This window comes from Actinoplanes sp. NPDC051343 (assembly GCF_044455125.1).
In the GTDB taxonomy this organism is placed as follows: Bacteria; Actinomycetota; Actinomycetes; order Mycobacteriales; family Micromonosporaceae; genus Actinoplanes.
Genome location: NZ_JBITEL010000001.1, coordinates 242,588 through 258,646, shown reverse-complemented (window position 1 = coordinate 258,646; position 16,059 = coordinate 242,588). Strand labels below are relative to the sequence as shown.

The 16,059-nt window shown below is 69.6% G+C and carries 17 protein-coding genes; 10 read left to right on the top strand and 7 right to left on the bottom strand.

The genetic code is table 11. The features are described from left to right. The first annotated feature begins 4 nt into the window (after window positions 1-4). Window positions 5-334 carry a PadR family transcriptional regulator gene (locus tag ACIA5C_RS01105; RefSeq protein ID WP_396049930.1) on the top strand — a complete coding sequence of 110 codons (330 nt, stop codon included), beginning with the start codon at window positions 5-7 and terminating at the stop codon, window positions 332-334. Next, the gene (locus ACIA5C_RS01100; RefSeq protein WP_396049929.1) at window positions 331-1,164 is read left to right on the top strand and encodes a hypothetical protein; all 834 of its coding nucleotides are present in this window, start codon (window positions 331-333) and stop codon (window positions 1,162-1,164) included. Before ACIA5C_RS01105 ends, ACIA5C_RS01100 begins: the two co-directional genes overlap by 4 nt. Here ACIA5C_RS01100 and ACIA5C_RS01095 read toward each other — a convergent pair. After that, entirely contained in the window at window positions 1,106-1,576 is a 471-nt protein-coding gene (locus tag ACIA5C_RS01095; protein WP_396049928.1) for a MarR family winged helix-turn-helix transcriptional regulator, read from the bottom strand. The two genes, ACIA5C_RS01100 and ACIA5C_RS01095, sit on opposite strands and share 59 nt — an antisense overlap. Before the next feature lie 57 nt (window positions 1,577-1,633). Here ACIA5C_RS01095 and ACIA5C_RS01090 point away from each other — a divergent pair, with 57 nt between their 5' ends. The 3 genes from ACIA5C_RS01090 to ACIA5C_RS01080 all read left to right on the top strand — a co-directional run bounded on the left by ACIA5C_RS01090 (window position 1,634) and on the right by ACIA5C_RS01080 (window position 5,156). After that, on the top strand, window positions 1,634-2,005 hold the full coding sequence (locus ACIA5C_RS01090) for a VOC family protein (protein ID WP_396049927.1): 372 nt from the start codon (window positions 1,634-1,636) through the stop codon (window positions 2,003-2,005). A 4-nt stretch (window positions 2,006-2,009) separates the two neighbouring features. Beyond that, window positions 2,010-2,765, top strand: coding sequence for an SDR family NAD(P)-dependent oxidoreductase (locus ACIA5C_RS01085; protein WP_396049925.1), 756 nt, complete (start codon window positions 2,010-2,012; stop codon window positions 2,763-2,765). Between the two features lie 138 nt (window positions 2,766-2,903). After that, a complete protein-coding gene (locus ACIA5C_RS01080) occupies window positions 2,904-5,156 on the top strand; it encodes a putative bifunctional diguanylate cyclase/phosphodiesterase (RefSeq protein ID WP_396049924.1) in 2,253 nt (750 codons plus the stop codon). Between the two features lie 504 nt (window positions 5,157-5,660). On the opposite strand, the gene ACIA5C_RS01075 is transcribed toward ACIA5C_RS01080, so the two are convergent. Further along, the gene (locus ACIA5C_RS01075; RefSeq protein ID WP_396049923.1) at window positions 5,661-6,749 is read right to left on the bottom strand and encodes an FAD-dependent monooxygenase; all 1,089 of its coding nucleotides are present in this window, start codon (window positions 6,747-6,749) and stop codon (window positions 5,661-5,663) included. A 143-nt stretch (window positions 6,750-6,892) separates the two neighbouring features. Here ACIA5C_RS01075 and ACIA5C_RS01070 point away from each other — a divergent pair, with 143 nt between their 5' ends. Further along, window positions 6,893-7,039 (top strand): hypothetical protein, encoded by a 147-nt coding sequence (locus ACIA5C_RS01070; RefSeq protein ID WP_396049922.1) that lies wholly within the window; start codon window positions 6,893-6,895, stop codon window positions 7,037-7,039. Here ACIA5C_RS01070 and ACIA5C_RS01065 read toward each other — a convergent pair. Next, window positions 7,036-7,935 carry a LysR family transcriptional regulator gene (locus tag ACIA5C_RS01065; protein ID WP_396049921.1) on the bottom strand — a complete coding sequence of 300 codons (900 nt, stop codon included), beginning with the start codon at window positions 7,933-7,935 and terminating at the stop codon, window positions 7,036-7,038. The genes ACIA5C_RS01070 and ACIA5C_RS01065 overlap by 4 nt on opposite strands. Window positions 7,936-8,071: 136 nt before the next feature. Here ACIA5C_RS01065 and ACIA5C_RS01060 point away from each other — a divergent pair, with 136 nt between their 5' ends. Together ACIA5C_RS01060 and ACIA5C_RS01055 are read left to right on the top strand one after the other, a co-directional pair. Further along, window positions 8,072-8,644: an RNA polymerase sigma factor gene (locus ACIA5C_RS01060; RefSeq protein ID WP_396049919.1), complete on the top strand. Its 573-nt coding sequence runs from the start codon at window positions 8,072-8,074 to the stop codon at window positions 8,642-8,644. Beyond that, entirely contained in the window at window positions 8,631-9,965 is a 1,335-nt protein-coding gene (locus ACIA5C_RS01055; RefSeq protein WP_396049917.1) for a hypothetical protein, read from the top strand. The genes ACIA5C_RS01060 and ACIA5C_RS01055 overlap by 14 nt, the downstream gene beginning before the upstream one ends. A 23-nt stretch (window positions 9,966-9,988) precedes the next feature. Here the strand turns inward: ACIA5C_RS01055 and ACIA5C_RS01050 are convergent, their stop codons facing one another. After that, entirely contained in the window at window positions 9,989-11,119 is a 1,131-nt protein-coding gene (locus ACIA5C_RS01050; RefSeq protein ID WP_396049916.1) for an epoxide hydrolase family protein, read from the bottom strand. Between the two features lie 90 nt (window positions 11,120-11,209). Here ACIA5C_RS01050 and ACIA5C_RS01045 point away from each other — a divergent pair, with 90 nt between their 5' ends. Further along, entirely contained in the window at window positions 11,210-11,749 is a 540-nt protein-coding gene (locus tag ACIA5C_RS01045) for a CGNR zinc finger domain-containing protein (RefSeq protein ID WP_396049915.1), read from the top strand. Between the two features lie 102 nt (window positions 11,750-11,851). Here the strand turns inward: ACIA5C_RS01045 and ACIA5C_RS01040 are convergent, their stop codons facing one another. The 3 genes from ACIA5C_RS01040 to ACIA5C_RS01030 form a co-directional block, all read right to left on the bottom strand. Next, window positions 11,852-12,982, bottom strand: coding sequence for a glycoside hydrolase family 75 protein (locus ACIA5C_RS01040; RefSeq protein WP_396049913.1), 1,131 nt, complete (start codon window positions 12,980-12,982; stop codon window positions 11,852-11,854). 202 nt (window positions 12,983-13,184) lie between these two features. Beyond that, window positions 13,185-13,865: a response regulator gene (locus ACIA5C_RS01035; protein WP_396049911.1), complete on the bottom strand. Its 681-nt coding sequence runs from the start codon at window positions 13,863-13,865 to the stop codon at window positions 13,185-13,187. Next, on the bottom strand, window positions 13,862-14,998 hold the full coding sequence (locus ACIA5C_RS01030; RefSeq protein ID WP_396049909.1) for a sensor histidine kinase: 1,137 nt from the start codon (window positions 14,996-14,998) through the stop codon (window positions 13,862-13,864). Before ACIA5C_RS01030 ends, ACIA5C_RS01035 begins: the two co-directional genes overlap by 4 nt. 304 nt (window positions 14,999-15,302) lie before the next feature. Here ACIA5C_RS01030 and ACIA5C_RS01025 point away from each other — a divergent pair, with 304 nt between their 5' ends. Next, window positions 15,303-16,058, top strand: coding sequence for an ABC transporter ATP-binding protein (locus tag ACIA5C_RS01025; protein ID WP_396051986.1), 756 nt, complete (start codon window positions 15,303-15,305; stop codon window positions 16,056-16,058). Window position 16,059 lies beyond the last annotated feature (1 nt).

Below are 16,059 nucleotides of genomic sequence, written 5' to 3'. Positions count from 1 at the left end.
GGGCATGGACTTCCGCGGTCATCTCGATCTCCTGCTCCTGTCGGTGCTGGACGCCGGTCCCGGGCACGGATATGCCGTGATCACGGCTCTACGTGACCGCTCGGAAGGCGCCTTCGACCTCCCTGAGGGCACGGTCTATCCGGCATTGCAACGCCTCGAACGCGCCGGACTGGTGGTCAGCCACTGGGACGAGGAATCGCCGCGCCGGCGCCGGATCTATCAGCTCACCGCCGAGGGTCGCCGTGCCCGGGCGGCCAAGAAACATCAATGGCGCGGCTTCGTCGTCGGTGTCCAGGCCGTCATCGGGCCGATGACCGCTGGGAGGACCGCATGACCGCCGAGGCCGGACGCGGTGCGGGGCCCGTCGATCGCTACCTTGACGAAATGTTCGACCTGCTGGCCGGTGCGGGCGCGGCCGGACGGCGGATGCTGATCGAGGCCGAGGAACACCTCATCGAGGCCACCGCCGAGGGACGCGCCCGCGGCCTGGACGCCGAGACCGCCGAGCGCCAGGCGGTCGGCCGCTTCGGTGCGGCGGCTGCGGTGGCCCGTGGTGTGCCGGCGGGCGGCGGCACCGCGCGTACCTCCCTGCGCCGGTTGGCGACAGCGGCATGGGCGCTGACCGGCGCCGCCCTCGCATGGTACGGGTTGAGCGGTGCCCTCACCTGGTTGCTGAGCTGGCCCTGGACCCGGCTGCTCATCGCCACCGACTGGTTCGGCGTACACCCGATGTGCGAGCCCCCGTGGCTGCCGGTTCCGCTCGACTGCGTGCGGGCGTACCAGCCGGAGATCAGCGTCCTTCCCGGCGCCGACAACGATTTTCCCTACCTGTTCACCGCCGGGGTCGGGGCGATGCTGGTCGTCGGGTTGCTGATCCTGCGGCGCACCACCGCCATCGGCGCACCGTCCTGGACGCCGTCGCGCCGAGCCGCGGGCTGGCTGTTCGCGGCGCCATTCGGCCTTACCGGAGCCGATCTTCTCGTCGAGGCGATCGACGGCATGACGAAAGATGTCCAGTACTACGTGCTGGCCTGCATGGTCGCCGGTCTGCTCGCCGTTGTCATCGGCGCTGTCGCGTCGTGGCGGGCGCTCAGTTCCGGCGGCGTTAAGCGTCCGGATCGGCTTCTCCGGCGAGGTGGCCGAGTGCGGCCGCGCACGCCGTGAGGTCCGCGCACAATCGCCGCTGCGCGGCCGGAGTCAGGGCGCCCAGCATTGTCTGCTCCACCACGCCGACCGCCTGATTGGCGGCAGCGAGCTTCGCCAGGCCCGCCGGAGCGAGTTCGGTCGGCAACGTCTTGCCGTGCCGGGGAACTGGCGCGCGGGTGAGCATTCCCCGGCGTTCCAGGCCTTTGACTACGAGATTCATCGACTGGCGGCTGACGAACATCGCCCGAGCCAGTTCCGAGCCGGACAACCCCGGCTGCTGGCGCAGCAGCTCGAGGCAGGCGTACTGCGGAACCGTCAGGTCCAAGGGCCGCAGCGCATTGTCCATCGCCGCGCGCAGCGCGCTGGCGGCCTTCTTCAGCACGTAGCCGACCTGCTCGTCGACGGGCCGGACAACTTCCGCTTGACTCATGTCAACATGATGACACACACTGGGCGTGTCAACACACTGACACATCCAAGGAGAGTCATGACGATCACCGGCCCCGACTTCATCGGCCTGCAGGTTCGCGATCTCGAGAAAGCCGCTGCCTTCTACGAGACCCAGCTCGGCCTCGAGCGCGCGGCGGGCGCACCGCCGCACGCGGTCGTCTTCGCCACCACGACCATCGCGTTCGCCGTCCGGGAAACGCTGCCGGGGGTGGACCTCGACGCGGTGTCACCGCGGCCCGGCGCGGGCGTCGTCCTGTGGCTCGGCGCCGACGACGCCCAAGCCGTTCACGACAAGCTCGCGGCCGACGGCGTCGCGATCACGGTGCCCCCGTTCGACGGCCCGTTCGGGCGCACCTTCACCTTCACCGACCCCGACGGATACGCCGTCACCATCCACGACAAGCGCTGATCGCATGACTTCCCCGGAACTCGCCGGCTCAGCTGCTCTCGTCACCGGCGCCACCAGCGGCATCGGCCGCGCGGTGGCACTCTCGCTCGCCGTGCGGGGAGCCCACGTCATCGTCGGCGGCCGAGACGCCGCCCGCGGTGACGCGGTGATCACCGCGATCCGCAGCGCCGGCGGCAAGGCCGACCTCCTGCTCGGCGACCTGGCCGACGCCGACGCTGTACGGGCGATGGCGAGGCAGGCCACCGAACTCAGCGGCGGGCACGTCGACATCCTCGTCAACAACGCCGCCGTCTACCCCGCGCACGGCCGCACCCCTGAGCTCACGCATGAGGACTTCGGGAACTGCTACGCCGTCAACGTCGAGGCTCCCTTCATCCTGGTCGCCGAGCTCTGCCCGGCGATGGCCGCACGCGGGCGAGGTGCAGTGGTCAACGTGCTGAGCATGGCCGGGCGCTTCGGCATGCCCGGCTTCGCGCTCTACGGCTCGAGCAAGGCCGCGCTCCTGCTGCTCACCAAAGCGTGGACCGCCGAGTTCGGGCCCCGAGGGGTGCGCGTCAACGCGGTCAGCGCGGGCCCCACCCGTACCGAAGGAACCGAGGCATTCGGCGGCGGACTCGACCGCCTTGCCGCTGCTGCACCCGCCGGACGACCGGCGAGACCCGAGGAGATCGCCGCCGCGATCACCTATCTCGTCGGCGGCGACGCCGGCTTCGTCCAAGGAGCCGTCCTCGACGTCGACGGCGGTCGCAACGCCACCTGAAGCCGTTTCGGACCGATAGGACGTTTGATCCGGTCCGAGACGTACGCCACGGTCAGATCGTTCAACTCGGCGTCGTCGTTGCCGACTGTTGGTGGGTAGGCGACTGGCGGGATCGAGGGGGCGAAGGTGGCTCGGACGATGCCGTTGCTCGCGCTGTGTCGTTGGCGCAAATGGTTCACGCCGGTCGCTGTCGCGCTGGCCATCGCGGACCTCGTGCTGGTCCTCCTGGGTACGCATGCCGGCTTCCCGCGTCTGCTGGTGTGGGTGCCGGCGGTCATCGGCCCGGCGCTCGCGTACGCCGCGTTTCGTGACGCCGCGCTGCTGGTCGACGGCGCCCTGCGCCGGTTCTGGCGGCGTCTTTCGCTGGGCATGGGTGCGGTGGGTGTCGCGGCGCTGAGCCAGACCGTCGATGTCATGACCATCCCGTACTCGGGTATGCCGCCGATCGGCGCGCGCACCCTTCTGCTCTACGTGATCGGCACCGTCCTCGCGATCGCCGGGTTGCTGCGGCTGCCGGGCGGCGGGCGCAACTGGCGGCAGTTGACTACGGCCGTGCTCGATGTGGCGGTGGTGGCGGTGACCGCCGGGATCGCTGCTTCGGAGTACGTGGGCTGGTTCGTCGACCGGTTCGGTGTCAGCGCCTCGGCGTGGTGGCTGAACATCGCGATGATGGCGATCGCCGTCGCCGGTGTGGTGGTCGTCGTCAAGATCATGTCGGCGCGGCTGAGTCCGGTGCCCCGTGCCGCGCTGTGGTGGCTGGCACCGGTCGGGCTCTGCGGGCCGCTGTCCACGGTTCTCATGTCGGTGCTGAGCCCGTGGCCGTATCTCAACGGCAGCGCGGCGGTGCTGCCCTTCGTCGGCCTGTTCGGGGTGCTCGCCACGCGGGCGCAGCGGCGTGCGCTCGGCGCCGGCAGCGTCGGCCGGCCCACGCGTACGCCGCGTCCGGTGGCGTCCCGGCGTGGCACCGCCGTGCCGCTGGTCGCCACCGGCCTCACCAGTTTGCTGCTGGCCACCCTCTTCGCGCGTAACGGGCACCTGAGTGCGGTCCAAGTGGGCGGCACCACGATGTTGTTACTGCTCGTGGTGGCCCGGCAAGCGGTCGCGCTGGCCGAGAACGTGACGCTGCTCGACACGGTCTCGCACCAGGCTATGCACGACGATCTCACCGGCCTGTTCTCCCGTCGCTACTTCACACCCGCCGTCGCCGCCCTGACCACCGCACACACTGTGGTGCTGCTCGACCTGAAGGAATTCCGGGAACTCAACGAGGCACTGGGGCCGGACGCCGGGGACGAACTGCTCATCGCCTTCGGGCACCGGCTGACCCGGCTGGCCGGTGCCCGCTCGGTGGTGGCCCGGCTCGGCGGTGACGACTTCGGCATCCTGCTTCCCGGGGCGGACTCGGACTTCGCTGACCGGCTGTTGCAGGCCAACGGCGAGCCGCTGCACGCGGCCGGCCGCGAGGTACTGGTCGACGTGACCGTCGGGATCGCCGACGGCGACACCGGTGACCTGTACCGCAGGGCCGAGATCGCGTTGCGTGCCGCGATGGCCGACGGCGGGGGAGTAGTTCGCTACGGCTCCTCGCTGGAACGTCAGCTGACCCGGCGGGCAGTGCTGGCGGCCGAGTTGCGCCGCGCCCTGACCGCCGGCGAATTCCACCTGCTCTACCAGCCGATCGTCGAACTGCCGCACGGGCGGATGAGCGGCGTGGAATCGTTGGTGCGCTGGACCCGGCCGGACGGCCAGGTCGTCTCGCCGGCCGACTTCATCCCGATCGCCGAGGACACCGGGCTGATCATCGAACTCGGCGCCTGGATCATCGACGAGGTGTGCGCGCAGACCGCGGCGTGGCGGCATCACCACGGCCCGGACTCGCTGGCCTCGGTCAGTGTCAACGTGTCCGCCCGGCAGCTGCTGGATCCCGCCCTGCCAGGCCTCGTCGAAGCCGCGCTGGGCCGCCACGGCATCCCGGCGCGGCAGCTGACCGTCGAGATCACCGAGACCGCTGTGTTCGGTGGCAGCCGGGCCCTGGCCACCGTCCACGCGCTGTCCGACCTCGGGGTCGGCATCGCGTTGGACGACTTCGGCACCGGGCATTCGTCGCTCGGCCTGCTGCGTACCTGCCCGGTGAACGTCATCAAGGTCGACAAGTCGTTCGTCGACGGGCTGGGCGGCACCCCACAGCAGGAGGCCATCGTCACCGCCCTGACCGGCATCGCCGAGACGATGGGCCTGCGCACCGTCGCCGAAGGGGTGGAGACTTCCGAACAGGCGCGGCGGCTGCTCGAACTCGGCTACCGCCACGTGCAGGGCTTCCTGTTCGCCCGGCCGCTGCCCGCCGACGACATCAGCCGGATGCTGCAACAACAAGCCCGCGCGGCCGCTTGATCAAGGCGGGGTGGCCCCAGCCGCGGCCTGTCCCACCAACGGGATGGTCCAGGAGCCGGTGACTGCGTGGATAATTCCCCGCTCCCAGCGGGCCGAGGCATCCGATCAGGTAGCCGATCCCTTGAGCCATGGCTGACATCGCTGATGCGGTGGCCGCATCCGGACTGCGGAGTGTGATGAGCAGCAGTGCGAACGCGAACGCCGCACCCTGGGCATAGCCGAGGGCCAGTGCGCAGATCCAGACGACCCCGGCGGATGAGTCTGCGGCGCAGGACCTCGGCGGCGGGGGGTACGCCGATCGTCCTCATGTGGGTGCGGAGGCTCTCGCGATCACCGGCAACGTCAGCCGGCTGGGATGTGCGGGCCCATGGAAGACTCGGTTGACCGCGATCCGGGTGTCGGGGTCGGAGGGCGTCGGTCGCCAGAGCAACGTCGTCGCGCATCGGCACGGGCACATCCGTGTGAATGGTCGAACCCATTTCTGTCTCCGATTCGTCGGCGCCGCTATCGGTTGAGCATCCAGTGGGTGAAGGCCACGTAATTGGTGGCGAACTCGTCCGGCGTCGCCGAGTTCTCGACCTTTCGGGAAAGCTCGTTGACCTTGCCGTAGTGCGGTATCCGGTCCTGTTCGTACGCGGCGAGCGCGGCGGGAATGTCGTCGGTGGAGGCAAGCAGCCGGGCAAGCAGCAATGCGTCCTCGACGCCCAGGGAGGCGCCCGCGGTGATGTGCGGAGAGAGTGCGTGCGCCGAATCCCCGACGAGGGCGACGCGCGTGGAGACCCATCGCGGCAGGGGCGGGACGAGCATGATCTGGTTGCACAGGATCTGCTCGTCGAGGGTCGACTCGATCAACGCGAGCAGCGCCGGATTCCAGCCGGTCGTGTCCAGGAGGTCGGCCCGCTCCAGGGCTTGCTGTTTCGGTGTGCCCTCGAGTGAAGGCGACTCGAACTGGTTGACCAGCCAGTACACGCTGCCGTCCACGGTCGGCACGTACCCGCCGCGACTGCGCCGGTCGCCCAGCACGATGACACCGGCGTCGACGCGGACGCCCGCCGGTGGCTTGACGACCGAGCGCCAGGCGTAGTGGCCGCTGTGCTCGACCGCCTCACTACCGGGTATCAGCTGGGAACGAACGACCGAGTACGCCCCGTCCGCGCCCACGAGCAGGTCCGCCTCGACCGTCGTTCCGTCGGTGAAACGTGCGGTCACGCCGGCGTCGGTCTCCTCGTAACCGGCCAGGCGTGAGTTCAGCCGAATGTTTTCCTGCCGCACCGTCCGGGCCAGCAATTCGCTGAGCTTGGCCCGGTGCACCAGAAGGTAGCTGTGATCATCGGTGGAGAACCCCGGAGGGTCGATCAGTTTCCCGGTCGGATCCCGGAAGTACATCTCGGCTGGTTTGCCGATGGCCCGCAGCTGAGCGCTCAGTCCCAGTTCACCGAAAACCGCAAGGGCGTTCGCCCACAATCCGAGGCCGGCGCCGGCGGCGCGGATATCGGATGCCTGTTCATGGACGACCGCGTCGATGCCCATACTGCGAAGCGCGATCGCACTGGTAAGTCCGACGATCCCCCCGCCGACCACCACTGCACGCATGAGCTGACTCCTTTTGCCGGCCGGATGCCGAAATGCCGGCTGCCACGTTGTGTGCCTACGACTGTAAAGGGCGCCGGGCCGGACGTGAATTGCCTTCTGCGGAACTGCCGATTTACCGGAGCGCAATCGATTCCTTTACCTACGTGCACTGGATTCGGCCGGCGCTGCGAGAAGTCACGGCCGACGTGACCGATGCCGCGGGCCTCGCCGCGGTCGTAAACCAGGGTTCCCTGGTGCTCTCCGCTCTCGGCACCGACCGGGCCGCCATCGCCGTACCGCTGCCGAGCTAGCTCTGGCTGATCTCCGCCAGCGTGGCCCGCGCCTGGTCACGCAGCCAGACGTGCGCCGCATCGGTGTCATAGCGTTGGTGCCAGTTGCAGTTGATCGGCACCGGGGGAAACTCGACCGGCAACGGCCGGGTGATGAGATTGAACGCGTCGATCAGCGGACGGCTGATGAACGCCGTGCTCGTGACCAGGGTGTCGCTCCGGCTGGCAATGTGAAGAGCCATGGTGAGGGTTGCGACGGCCGCGACGACCCGGCGCTGCAACCCCTCGGCGGCCAGCAGATCGTCGATCGGCGCGGTGAGCCGGCCGCGCCGGGAGACGACCACGTGCGGCTGGGACGCGTACGAGGCGAGGCCGAGGTCGTCGGCGCGCGGGTGGCCCGGACGCATCGCCACGACGAGGGCGTCCTGCCCGAGCGCCTGGGAACGGAACTCGGGCAGATCCGGCCGGTCCTGTCCGAGTTCCAGGTCGACGCGGCCGCGCCGCAGGTCGTCGGTGTCCACCGAGTTCTCGGCCAGGATCCGCAGTTGTACCCCGGGCGCCTGCTCCTGGACCCGGCTGAGCAGTGCGGGCGACAGGGAGGTGGCGAGCGCCTCGTGGCACTGGATCGTGAAAACGCGGTCGAGCGTGCTGAGGTCCAGCGTCCGGCTGGGCAGGAGTACGTCGTGCGCCTGCCGGACCAGCCGATGGACATCCTCCTGAATCGCCGTCGCGTACGGCGTCGGAATCATCGAGTGGCCGGCCCGTACCAGGATGTCGTCACCGGTGAGCTTTCGGATCCGCCCGAGGGTCCGGCTGATCGCGGGCGACGACAGGTGCAGCCGCTCGGCGGCTCCCATGACGCTGCGCTCTTCCAGCAGGGCGTCGAGCACGACGAGCACATTGAGATCCAATTGCATGGTGGTAAATGCTAGGCGACTACCCTTGCGTCACCTGGGTCTTAGTCTGCTGTGGGCCAGGTCACCACGCTGATATGCACGAGCGAGTCGACCGCGGCCATATATGGATGTGACACCTTTAGACGGGGGCGGCAACTTGGCCGCACCCCCCGATGCCTCCGACACCGCGTTGTCGGGTTCGGTCCGCACCGGCGATCATGCTGCGTTCACCGAACTGTACGAACGGCATGCCGAAGCCGTCTGGAATTTCGCGTACCGGCTGACCGGCTCGTGGAGCGAGGCCGACGACCTGCTTTCGGCGGTGTTCCTGACCGCGTGGCGCCGCCGGCGCGACATCCGTCTGGTCCGGGACAGCGCCCTGCCGTGGCTCTTCGTGGTGACCAGCAACGTGTGCCGGTCCGAACGGCGTCGGCTGGCCCGGTTGTTCCGCGCCCTGCCGCGCCTGCTCAGCGGGGAGGTGCCCGACCACGCCGAGCAGGTCGCCGACCGCGATGCCGCCACCGAGCGGTTGGCGAGAGTGCTGGCCGCGGTCGAACGACTGCCCCGCAGCGAACGCGAGGCGGTCCGCCTGTGCCTTCTCGGCGGCACTTCGACGGACGACGCGGCGCAGATGCTGGGCATCTCGGTTCACGGCGTCCGGTCCCGGCTGCACCGCGCCCGTACCCGCCTGCAGCAGATTCTTACGGAGGATTCCGATGTTCGACCTTGATGACCTGCCGCCCTCGCGCCCGCTGCCGGTGGCCGTCCGGGTCACGGCCCGCCGGCGCCTGCACGACGCGTTGACTCCCTCGCCTCGGCGTCGCCGCGGGTCGACCGTGCTGGCTGTGGTAGCCGCGGCGGCCGTCGTCCTGATGATTCCGGTCGCCGGCGCGGTGGTCGACGTCCCTTCGCGGCACGGGTCGGACGGCAAGCCGTCCGACGGCGATTCGTCCGGCACCCACTTCGTGACCCCGTACGAGAGGTACGGCGTGCAGGACGGTGCCACGACGGATACGGCCGATCGCTGCCGGCGGGCCGAGCCGTCTTTGAGCCGGCCGGAGCCGGCATCGTGGCGGCCGGCACTGACTGCCTCCAGCCGGGGTGACACGGTGGTCGTCTTCCGGTCCGGCGCCACGGTGCGGTTCTGTGAATTGACCCCCCAGACCGTCGCGGTATCTACCCCGGCGTCCATTCCGGCCGCCGGCGGCTCCGTGACCTATGTGTCCGCGCACGGGACGGTCGCCGGAGTCGTCGACCGAGCCGTGGAAGACGTTTCCGTCGCCGATCCGGCACTGCTGAACCCGACCACGACCGACGGCGAGGAGGCTGTGGTCAGCGACGGTGTCTTCGTGCTTCCCAACACCGTCACCGCCAGCCCCGCGTCTCTGCACCTGCGCCTCGGCGCCGGCGGCACTCGACCGGCCACCACCATCGAGGTGACGGCGGCCGAACTGCCCGCGGCGGTAACGTCCGTGACCGATCGGCGCCAACCGGCGGCCGACCGCAGCACCGTCGCCGGCCACACGATCGACCGTTGCGCCGAGCAGGGCGGTAATCCGCCCTTGGTCGATGCCCCGGCCTGGGAACCGGCTGCCTCCGCGCGTCTGAACGACAACGAGAGCATCCAGTTGGCTCGCTACGGCGGACTGCTGGCGGTATGTGTTCTACGTGGAGCGGCCGGGGCGGCCGGCTCACCGGAGGTGACCGTCGACGACGGGCTGCTGAGTAACGGCCTGCGCGATGACGAGGCGCAGGGCAACCCGTCGGTGTACACCCATACGGTCTTCTACGGCTTCGCGAACCAGGCCGACGGCTCGACCGCGAGTGACACGGTTGCGGTCACCGGGCTTGTCCTGGACGGGCGGGTCGCGTCGGTCTCGCTGAGCCGCCCCCGGCGTACGGCGGTCGTCGCCGGCGTCGTCAACGGAACCTTCATCCTCCCCGCTATCGGGCTCAACGAGGGCGGGACAGACCCGGCGTACGACCGCAGTGTCCTGACCCTGCGCAACAGCGCTGGAGGATCGATTGGAACCGCCTACCTGAACCTTTGACAGCGCCGCCTTCGTCATGCGCGCTACCACCGCACCTGCCGGCGGAAGAACGCGGTGATGTCGGCTGCCAGCAGGGCCGGCTCCTCGTGGGCGGCGAAGTGGCCGCCCCGGGGCATCGGGGTGTAGCGGGTCAGGTTGTAGGTGCGCTCGACCCAGCTGCGGGGCTGGCGGGCGCCCAGGTCGGCCGGGAAAAGGGCCAGTGCGGTGGGCACCTCGACGCGTTCGATACGGGTGGCCAGCCGGTTGTTGCGCTCGTAGTACGGGCGGAACGACGTCGAGATCGAGTTGGTGAACCAGTAGAGCGACGCCTGCGTCAGCAGGAAGTCGTCGCTGAAGCGGGTGGAGACGTTGCCGTCGCTGTCGCTCCAGGCCCGGTACTTCTCCAGGATCCAGGCGAGCAGGCCCGAGGGGGAGTCGGACAACCCCTGGGCCAGGGTCAGCGGACGGGTCTGCTGCTCGTGGGAGTAGCCGCGTTCGGCTTCCTCCCATGCCTTCTCGGCGGCCAGGAAGGCCCGCTCCTCGTCGGTCAGGGTCGCCGGATCGTAGGAGGGCGGAGCGGCCACGTCCGTCAGGTGGATGCCGGTCACTGCCCCGGGGTGCGCCTGCGCCAACCGGCTGGTGTCGCCGGCGCCGATGTCGGAACCGTGCAACCCGTAGCGCGGGAAGCCGAGCTCGTCGTGCATGAGGCGGTGCCAGAGCTCGTGGGTGTGCAGAGGGCCGCCCAGGGCGGGGCGTTGCGGGGACAGGCCGTACCCGGGCAGGGACGGGACGATCACCGTGAACGCGTCCTCGGCCGCACCGCCGTATCGCGACGGATTCGACAAGCGGTCGGCCAGGCCGGTCAGCTCCAGGAAGGAGCTCGGCCAGCCGTTGGTCAGCAGGAGCGGCGGGGCCTCCGGGCGCTCGGCGTCGTAACGCAGGTAGTGGACGGTCGTTCCGGCGATCTCGGCGAAGCGGGACGGCAGGGCATTGATGGCGGCCTCGTGCTTGCGCCAGTCGTACGCCGTGGCCCAGTAACCGACCAGCCGGCGCAGCTCGTCGCCGTCGGTGCCGGCCTCCCAGGCGGCGACCGGCCAAGGCTCCGCCCAGCGGGTTCCCCGCAGGCGTGCCCGCAGGTCGTCGAGGTCGGCGTCGGGAACGTTGAGAACAGACATCGATTCCTCCCTGGATCGTTGCAACACCACTGAAACCTAATACCGGTGTTGCGGTCTCGTCAAACACCGTTATCGGGGTATGGTGGTGTCGTGGCCGAGCTACAGCTGATCGAGGAGTTCCTCAACACCGTCGACGAGCGGACCTTCGTGCGGAACGGGGAGCGGCACGTCGCAGGCGAGGAGCTGACGTCGCCCCAGGCGTTGGCGGACTGGCTGACGGCCCGCGACCTCCCGGCCGGCGGGGGCCCGCTGCGGGCGGCCGACCTGGCCGCCACTACCGAACTGCGTACGGCGCTGCGGCGGGCGCTCAGCGGCGAGGCTGACGCCGCGACCGCCCTCGAGCGTTACCCGCTGCGGCTGGTTCCCGGCGCGTCGGGCGGACTGCGCCTGGCCGCCCGGTCAGGCCGGCCGTGGCTGGATGTCATCGTCGAGACGGTGGCGGAGAGCGCCGCCCGCGACGACTGGAAGCGAATCAAACTGTGCGCCGCGGGGGACTGTCGCTGGGCGTTCCACGACACGTCCCGCAGCGGGCGCGGGCGCTGGTGCGAGATGGAGGTCTGCGGCAACCGGCACAAGACCCGCACCTACCGGGAGCGGCACCAGCGAGCGAGCCGCCCGCTCACCGGGTAGGAAGACTTTTCGCTCGCCATGCACGGGGGAGACGGCACCGGCGCCGGACGACGGGAGGTGGCCCGCCGGCCGGCGCCGGGACGTAGGTGCACGTTGGATTTACTAGGAGATGGTCACCGAGTCGATGTTGGCGGCGCCTACCGCGGTGGTGCCGGTGACCCGGATGGTGTTGGCGCCAGCGGTCAGGGGCACCGAGATGGACGCGGTGGACCAGGTGTCCCAGTCGGCGGTGATCGGGAAGTTCAGTGTGCCGCGCGAGGTTCCGTTGACCGAGATGGTCGCGGGCCGCGCCACAGTGGTGCCGTCGGAGTATCGGAAGGTCAGGGTCTTCGTGCCGGCGGCGGCCGCGGTGACCGGGATGTCGACGTACGCGCCGGCCGCGTTGGCCGGGTTGGCGAAGCCGGTACCGGTGAAGCCGAGGTGGTTGGAGTCGAACGTGCCACCGGCGGACAGTGTGCCGGTCTCCGCTTCGAACACCGTGCTCCCCGGCGGGGTCGTGGGCGGCGTGCTCGCACCGGTGCCGAGGCTGTCCAGGGCCTGCTGGACCCGGGCCTGGGCGTTGTCGTTCAGGGTGGCGTTGGTGCCGCTGACGACCCAGGACGAGCCGGAGAACATCACCACGGTCACGCCGTTGTCGACGCCACCGGTGGTGCCGCTGCTGGGGATGCCGAGCAGTTGGGCCGCCTTCACGGACGCCTCGCCCAGTTCGCGGGAGTCGTTGTCGGAGGTGGTCTGGTTGTTCGCGGTCTGCGTGTCGCCGAAGATCGAACCGATGACCTTGCCGTTGTAGAACATCAGGGCGAACTGCCGGCCCGTCATGTTGTGGTCCTGGTAGAAGAAGTGCGGGCAGGGGGACGTGCGATCCCAGCAGTCGTCGCCCAGCACGTAGAACGGCACGTGGTGTGCGCCCAGCGCCTTGCCGTTGCTGTCCTGCCACGTCGTCTCGCCCTGGTGGTCGGGATCGGGGTCGGAGTCGCTGCCGTCGGTGTCGATGGCCATGCCGGAGGTGTAGGCGTAGACGCCCGGCTTGACCTGGTACACGTTCACGTTCTGGGCTCGCGTCATGGTGTTGATGTGTGGTTTGGAGTTGACCTTGTTCGCGGTCGTCATGTTCGCCTGGACGGCAGCCAGCGCCTGGGCGGCCGTGACCGACGTGGCGGCGGGGGTCGTGGCGGCGTCGGCGCTTTTGATGGCGAACGGGGTGGCGAGCGCGAGAGCTGCGGCCGCTGCCACAGCGAAGCGCGTACGGGTGGATGGCATGTGGGGGGAGCCTCCGTCAATCGTTAGTAAGACTGATTAACAGATTGAAGCATCCATGGCCCTCGACACGAGTGACCTTTAGAAAAATTTAAGATTGTCGATAAACCCGAGGCCGCCCGGACGTGAGTGGCGCCCACGTTCCCGGCATCTGGCCACTCGACGAGAACGGCGGCGCCTATGCCTGGTGTGGCGCGCCCATCGCGCGGTGGGCATAAATCACCAGGTGGACCCGATCCCGGGCGTTCAGCTTGGACAGCAGGTTGCCGACATGGGTTTTCGCTGTGCCGGGTGCGATGTGCAGCCGCCGGGCGATCTCCGCGTTGGACAGTCCTTCGGCGACGAGCGCGAGCACTTGGCGCTCCCGGTCTGTGATCGACGCGAGCGGATCGGGACCAGCAGCGCCGGGACCAGCAGCGCCTGGTCCGGGCGGCTCGGGGCGGGCGGCGAATTCGGCGATGAGTCGGCGCGTGATGCTCGGGGCGAGCAGCGCGTCGCCGGATGCGATGACCCGGACGGCGGCGAGGAGGTCGGCCGGCGGGGTGTCTTTGAGCAGGAAGCCACTGGCTCCGGCGCGCAGCGCTTCATAGACGTAGTCGTCGAGATCGAAGGTGGTCAGAATGAGTACCCGCACGCCGGTCGACGCGGTGATGAGGCGGGTGGCCTCAAGGCCGTCCATGTCGGGCATTCTGATGTCCATCAGGACGACGTCGGGTCGTTCCCGGCGGGCCAGGTCGACCGCCTGCAGGCCGGTGCTGGCCTCGGCGATGACGGTCAGGTCGGCGGCGGTGTCGACTATGCCGCGCAGGCCGGCACGCATGAGATGCTGGTCGTCGGCGACGAGTACACGGATGGTCACACCGCCGCCCTCGCGACCGGCAGCGACGCGGCGACCCGGAACCCCCGTGCGGGCTGCGGCGCGGCGTGCACGGTTCCGCCGTAAAGGTGCACTCGCTCCCGCATGCCGATGAGGCCGTGGCCGTGCCCGTTGACCGCTGGGCCGCCTCGGCCGTCATCGGTCACCTCGATGGACAGCTCCTGCTCCGCGTACGCGATGGCGACCCGGCAGTTGGCGGTCTCGGCGTGCTTGACCACGTTGGTGAGCGCCTCCTGCACGATCCGAAACGCCGACAGGTCGATCCCGGGCGGCAGCGGCCGAGGGATGCCGGTGATCTTTACCTGGACGCGGACGCCGGCCTTCGCGGTCTGCGCCACCAGATGGTCGAGCTCGCCGAGACCGGGCGCCGGAGCGAGCGCCGCCGGACCGTCGTCCCGCAGCATGCCGAGAAGCTGGCGCATTTCCAGAAGCGCTTCCCGGCTGGTGGTTTCGATGGCACTGAGTGTGGCCCGCGCCTTGGCCGGCTGGTCGTCGATCACGAGGTTGCCGAAACCGGCCTGTACCGTGATCACGCTCAAGCTGTGCGCGACCACGTCGTGCAACTCCCTGGCGATGCGCATCCGCTCCTCGGTGACACCACGACGCGCCTTCTCCAGCTCGGCCGCAGCTTGCCGGGCCTGGTACAGCCGCAGCTCCCGCTCGGAGGCCCGGTGCCGCCCGACCGCGTAGCCGATGGTCCAGACCAGGCTGGAGATCAGGCCGAGCAGCACACCGCGGTCGAAAACTCCCGCCACCAGCGCCGGCGCGATGATCACCGCACCGAGGGCGGCCAGCGCGGTCCGCCGCCGGCCGGTGACCGCCACCAGGTACAGGGCGCTCCAGGCGGGCAGCAGACTCTGGTACGGCAAGTCGAGCGCCACCAGCAGCACCAGCACCACCGCCAACGCGAGCACCGGCTGCCGGCGGCGTAGTCCCATCGCGAGGCTGAGCACCGCCACAGCGGCCAGCCCGAGTGCCATCGGCGTTCCGGACGGGTGTCGCACCAGCACCGCGCCGGCGATCACGGCGTTTCCGGCAGCGACGAGGCAATCCAGGGTCAGCCAATGGGCGGGCCGCAGCCGTTTGATCAGCGGCGGCCGCGGCTCGGTGTGCATGGCTGAAGCGTAGGGCGCTGCCAGGCGTCCGGCCTCTGCCGTGAGGCCTATGCCCATCGGCATAGCGGAAGCCCCGAAGATCGGCCGGAACCCGGTCCAGCCGGCGCTCCTCGGCGCCGGCCCGTCAGTCTCGCGGCATACCTCCACGGGCGGACACCAGCCCGTTCAGCGGTGGCGCACCCCCGCGGGCAGAGCGCGGAAATCTGCCCGCGGGGCAATGACTGCGGACATGCCGGCCCGGCACCGTGGACCGCGACGTGAACGCCGCCATGGTCAAGGAGTTCAGATGTCCGGTGAAGCCCTGATGACAGCCAATCCGCAAACCGCCGCAGCAAGCGCTGTCGGTCTCAGCAAGGTCTACGGTGAGGGCGACACCCGCGTCATTGCCCTGGACAACATCGGTGTCGAGTTCCTGCGCGGCCAGTTCACCGCCATCATGGGTCCGTCCGGCTCCGGCAAATCCACCCTGATGCACTGCATGGCCGGCCTGGACTCGATTACCGCGGGCTCGGCCCGGATCGGCGACACCGAACTGGGACGCCTCAACGACAAGCAGCTCACCGGAGTGCGCAGGGATCGGATCGGTTTCGTCTTCCAGTCGTTCAACCTGCTGGCGACGCTCACCGCGCTGGAGAACATCACGCTGCCCATGGCCATCGCCGGGCGCAGGCCCGACCCGGCGTGGCTGGACCGGGTGGTGGCGATCGTCGGCCTGGCTGACCGCCTCGGCCATCGTCCGTCCCAGCTGTCGGGCGGTCAGCAGCAGCGGGTGGCCTGCGCCCGCGCTCTGGCATCCAAGCCGGAGATCATTTTCGCGGACGAGCCCACCGGCAACCTGGACTCGCGGTCCGGCGCGGAAATCCTCGCCTTCCTCCGTGAGTGCGTGCGTGAGCTCGGACAGACCGTGGTGATGGTCACCCATGACCCGGTCGCCGCCTCGTACGCGGACCGCGTGATGTTCCTCGCGGACGGTCGCATCGTCGATGAACTGCCGGCCCCGACCGCAGCCACCGTACTGGACCGCATGCGGCGTTTCGACGCCCCGGCCAGTACCAACTGAA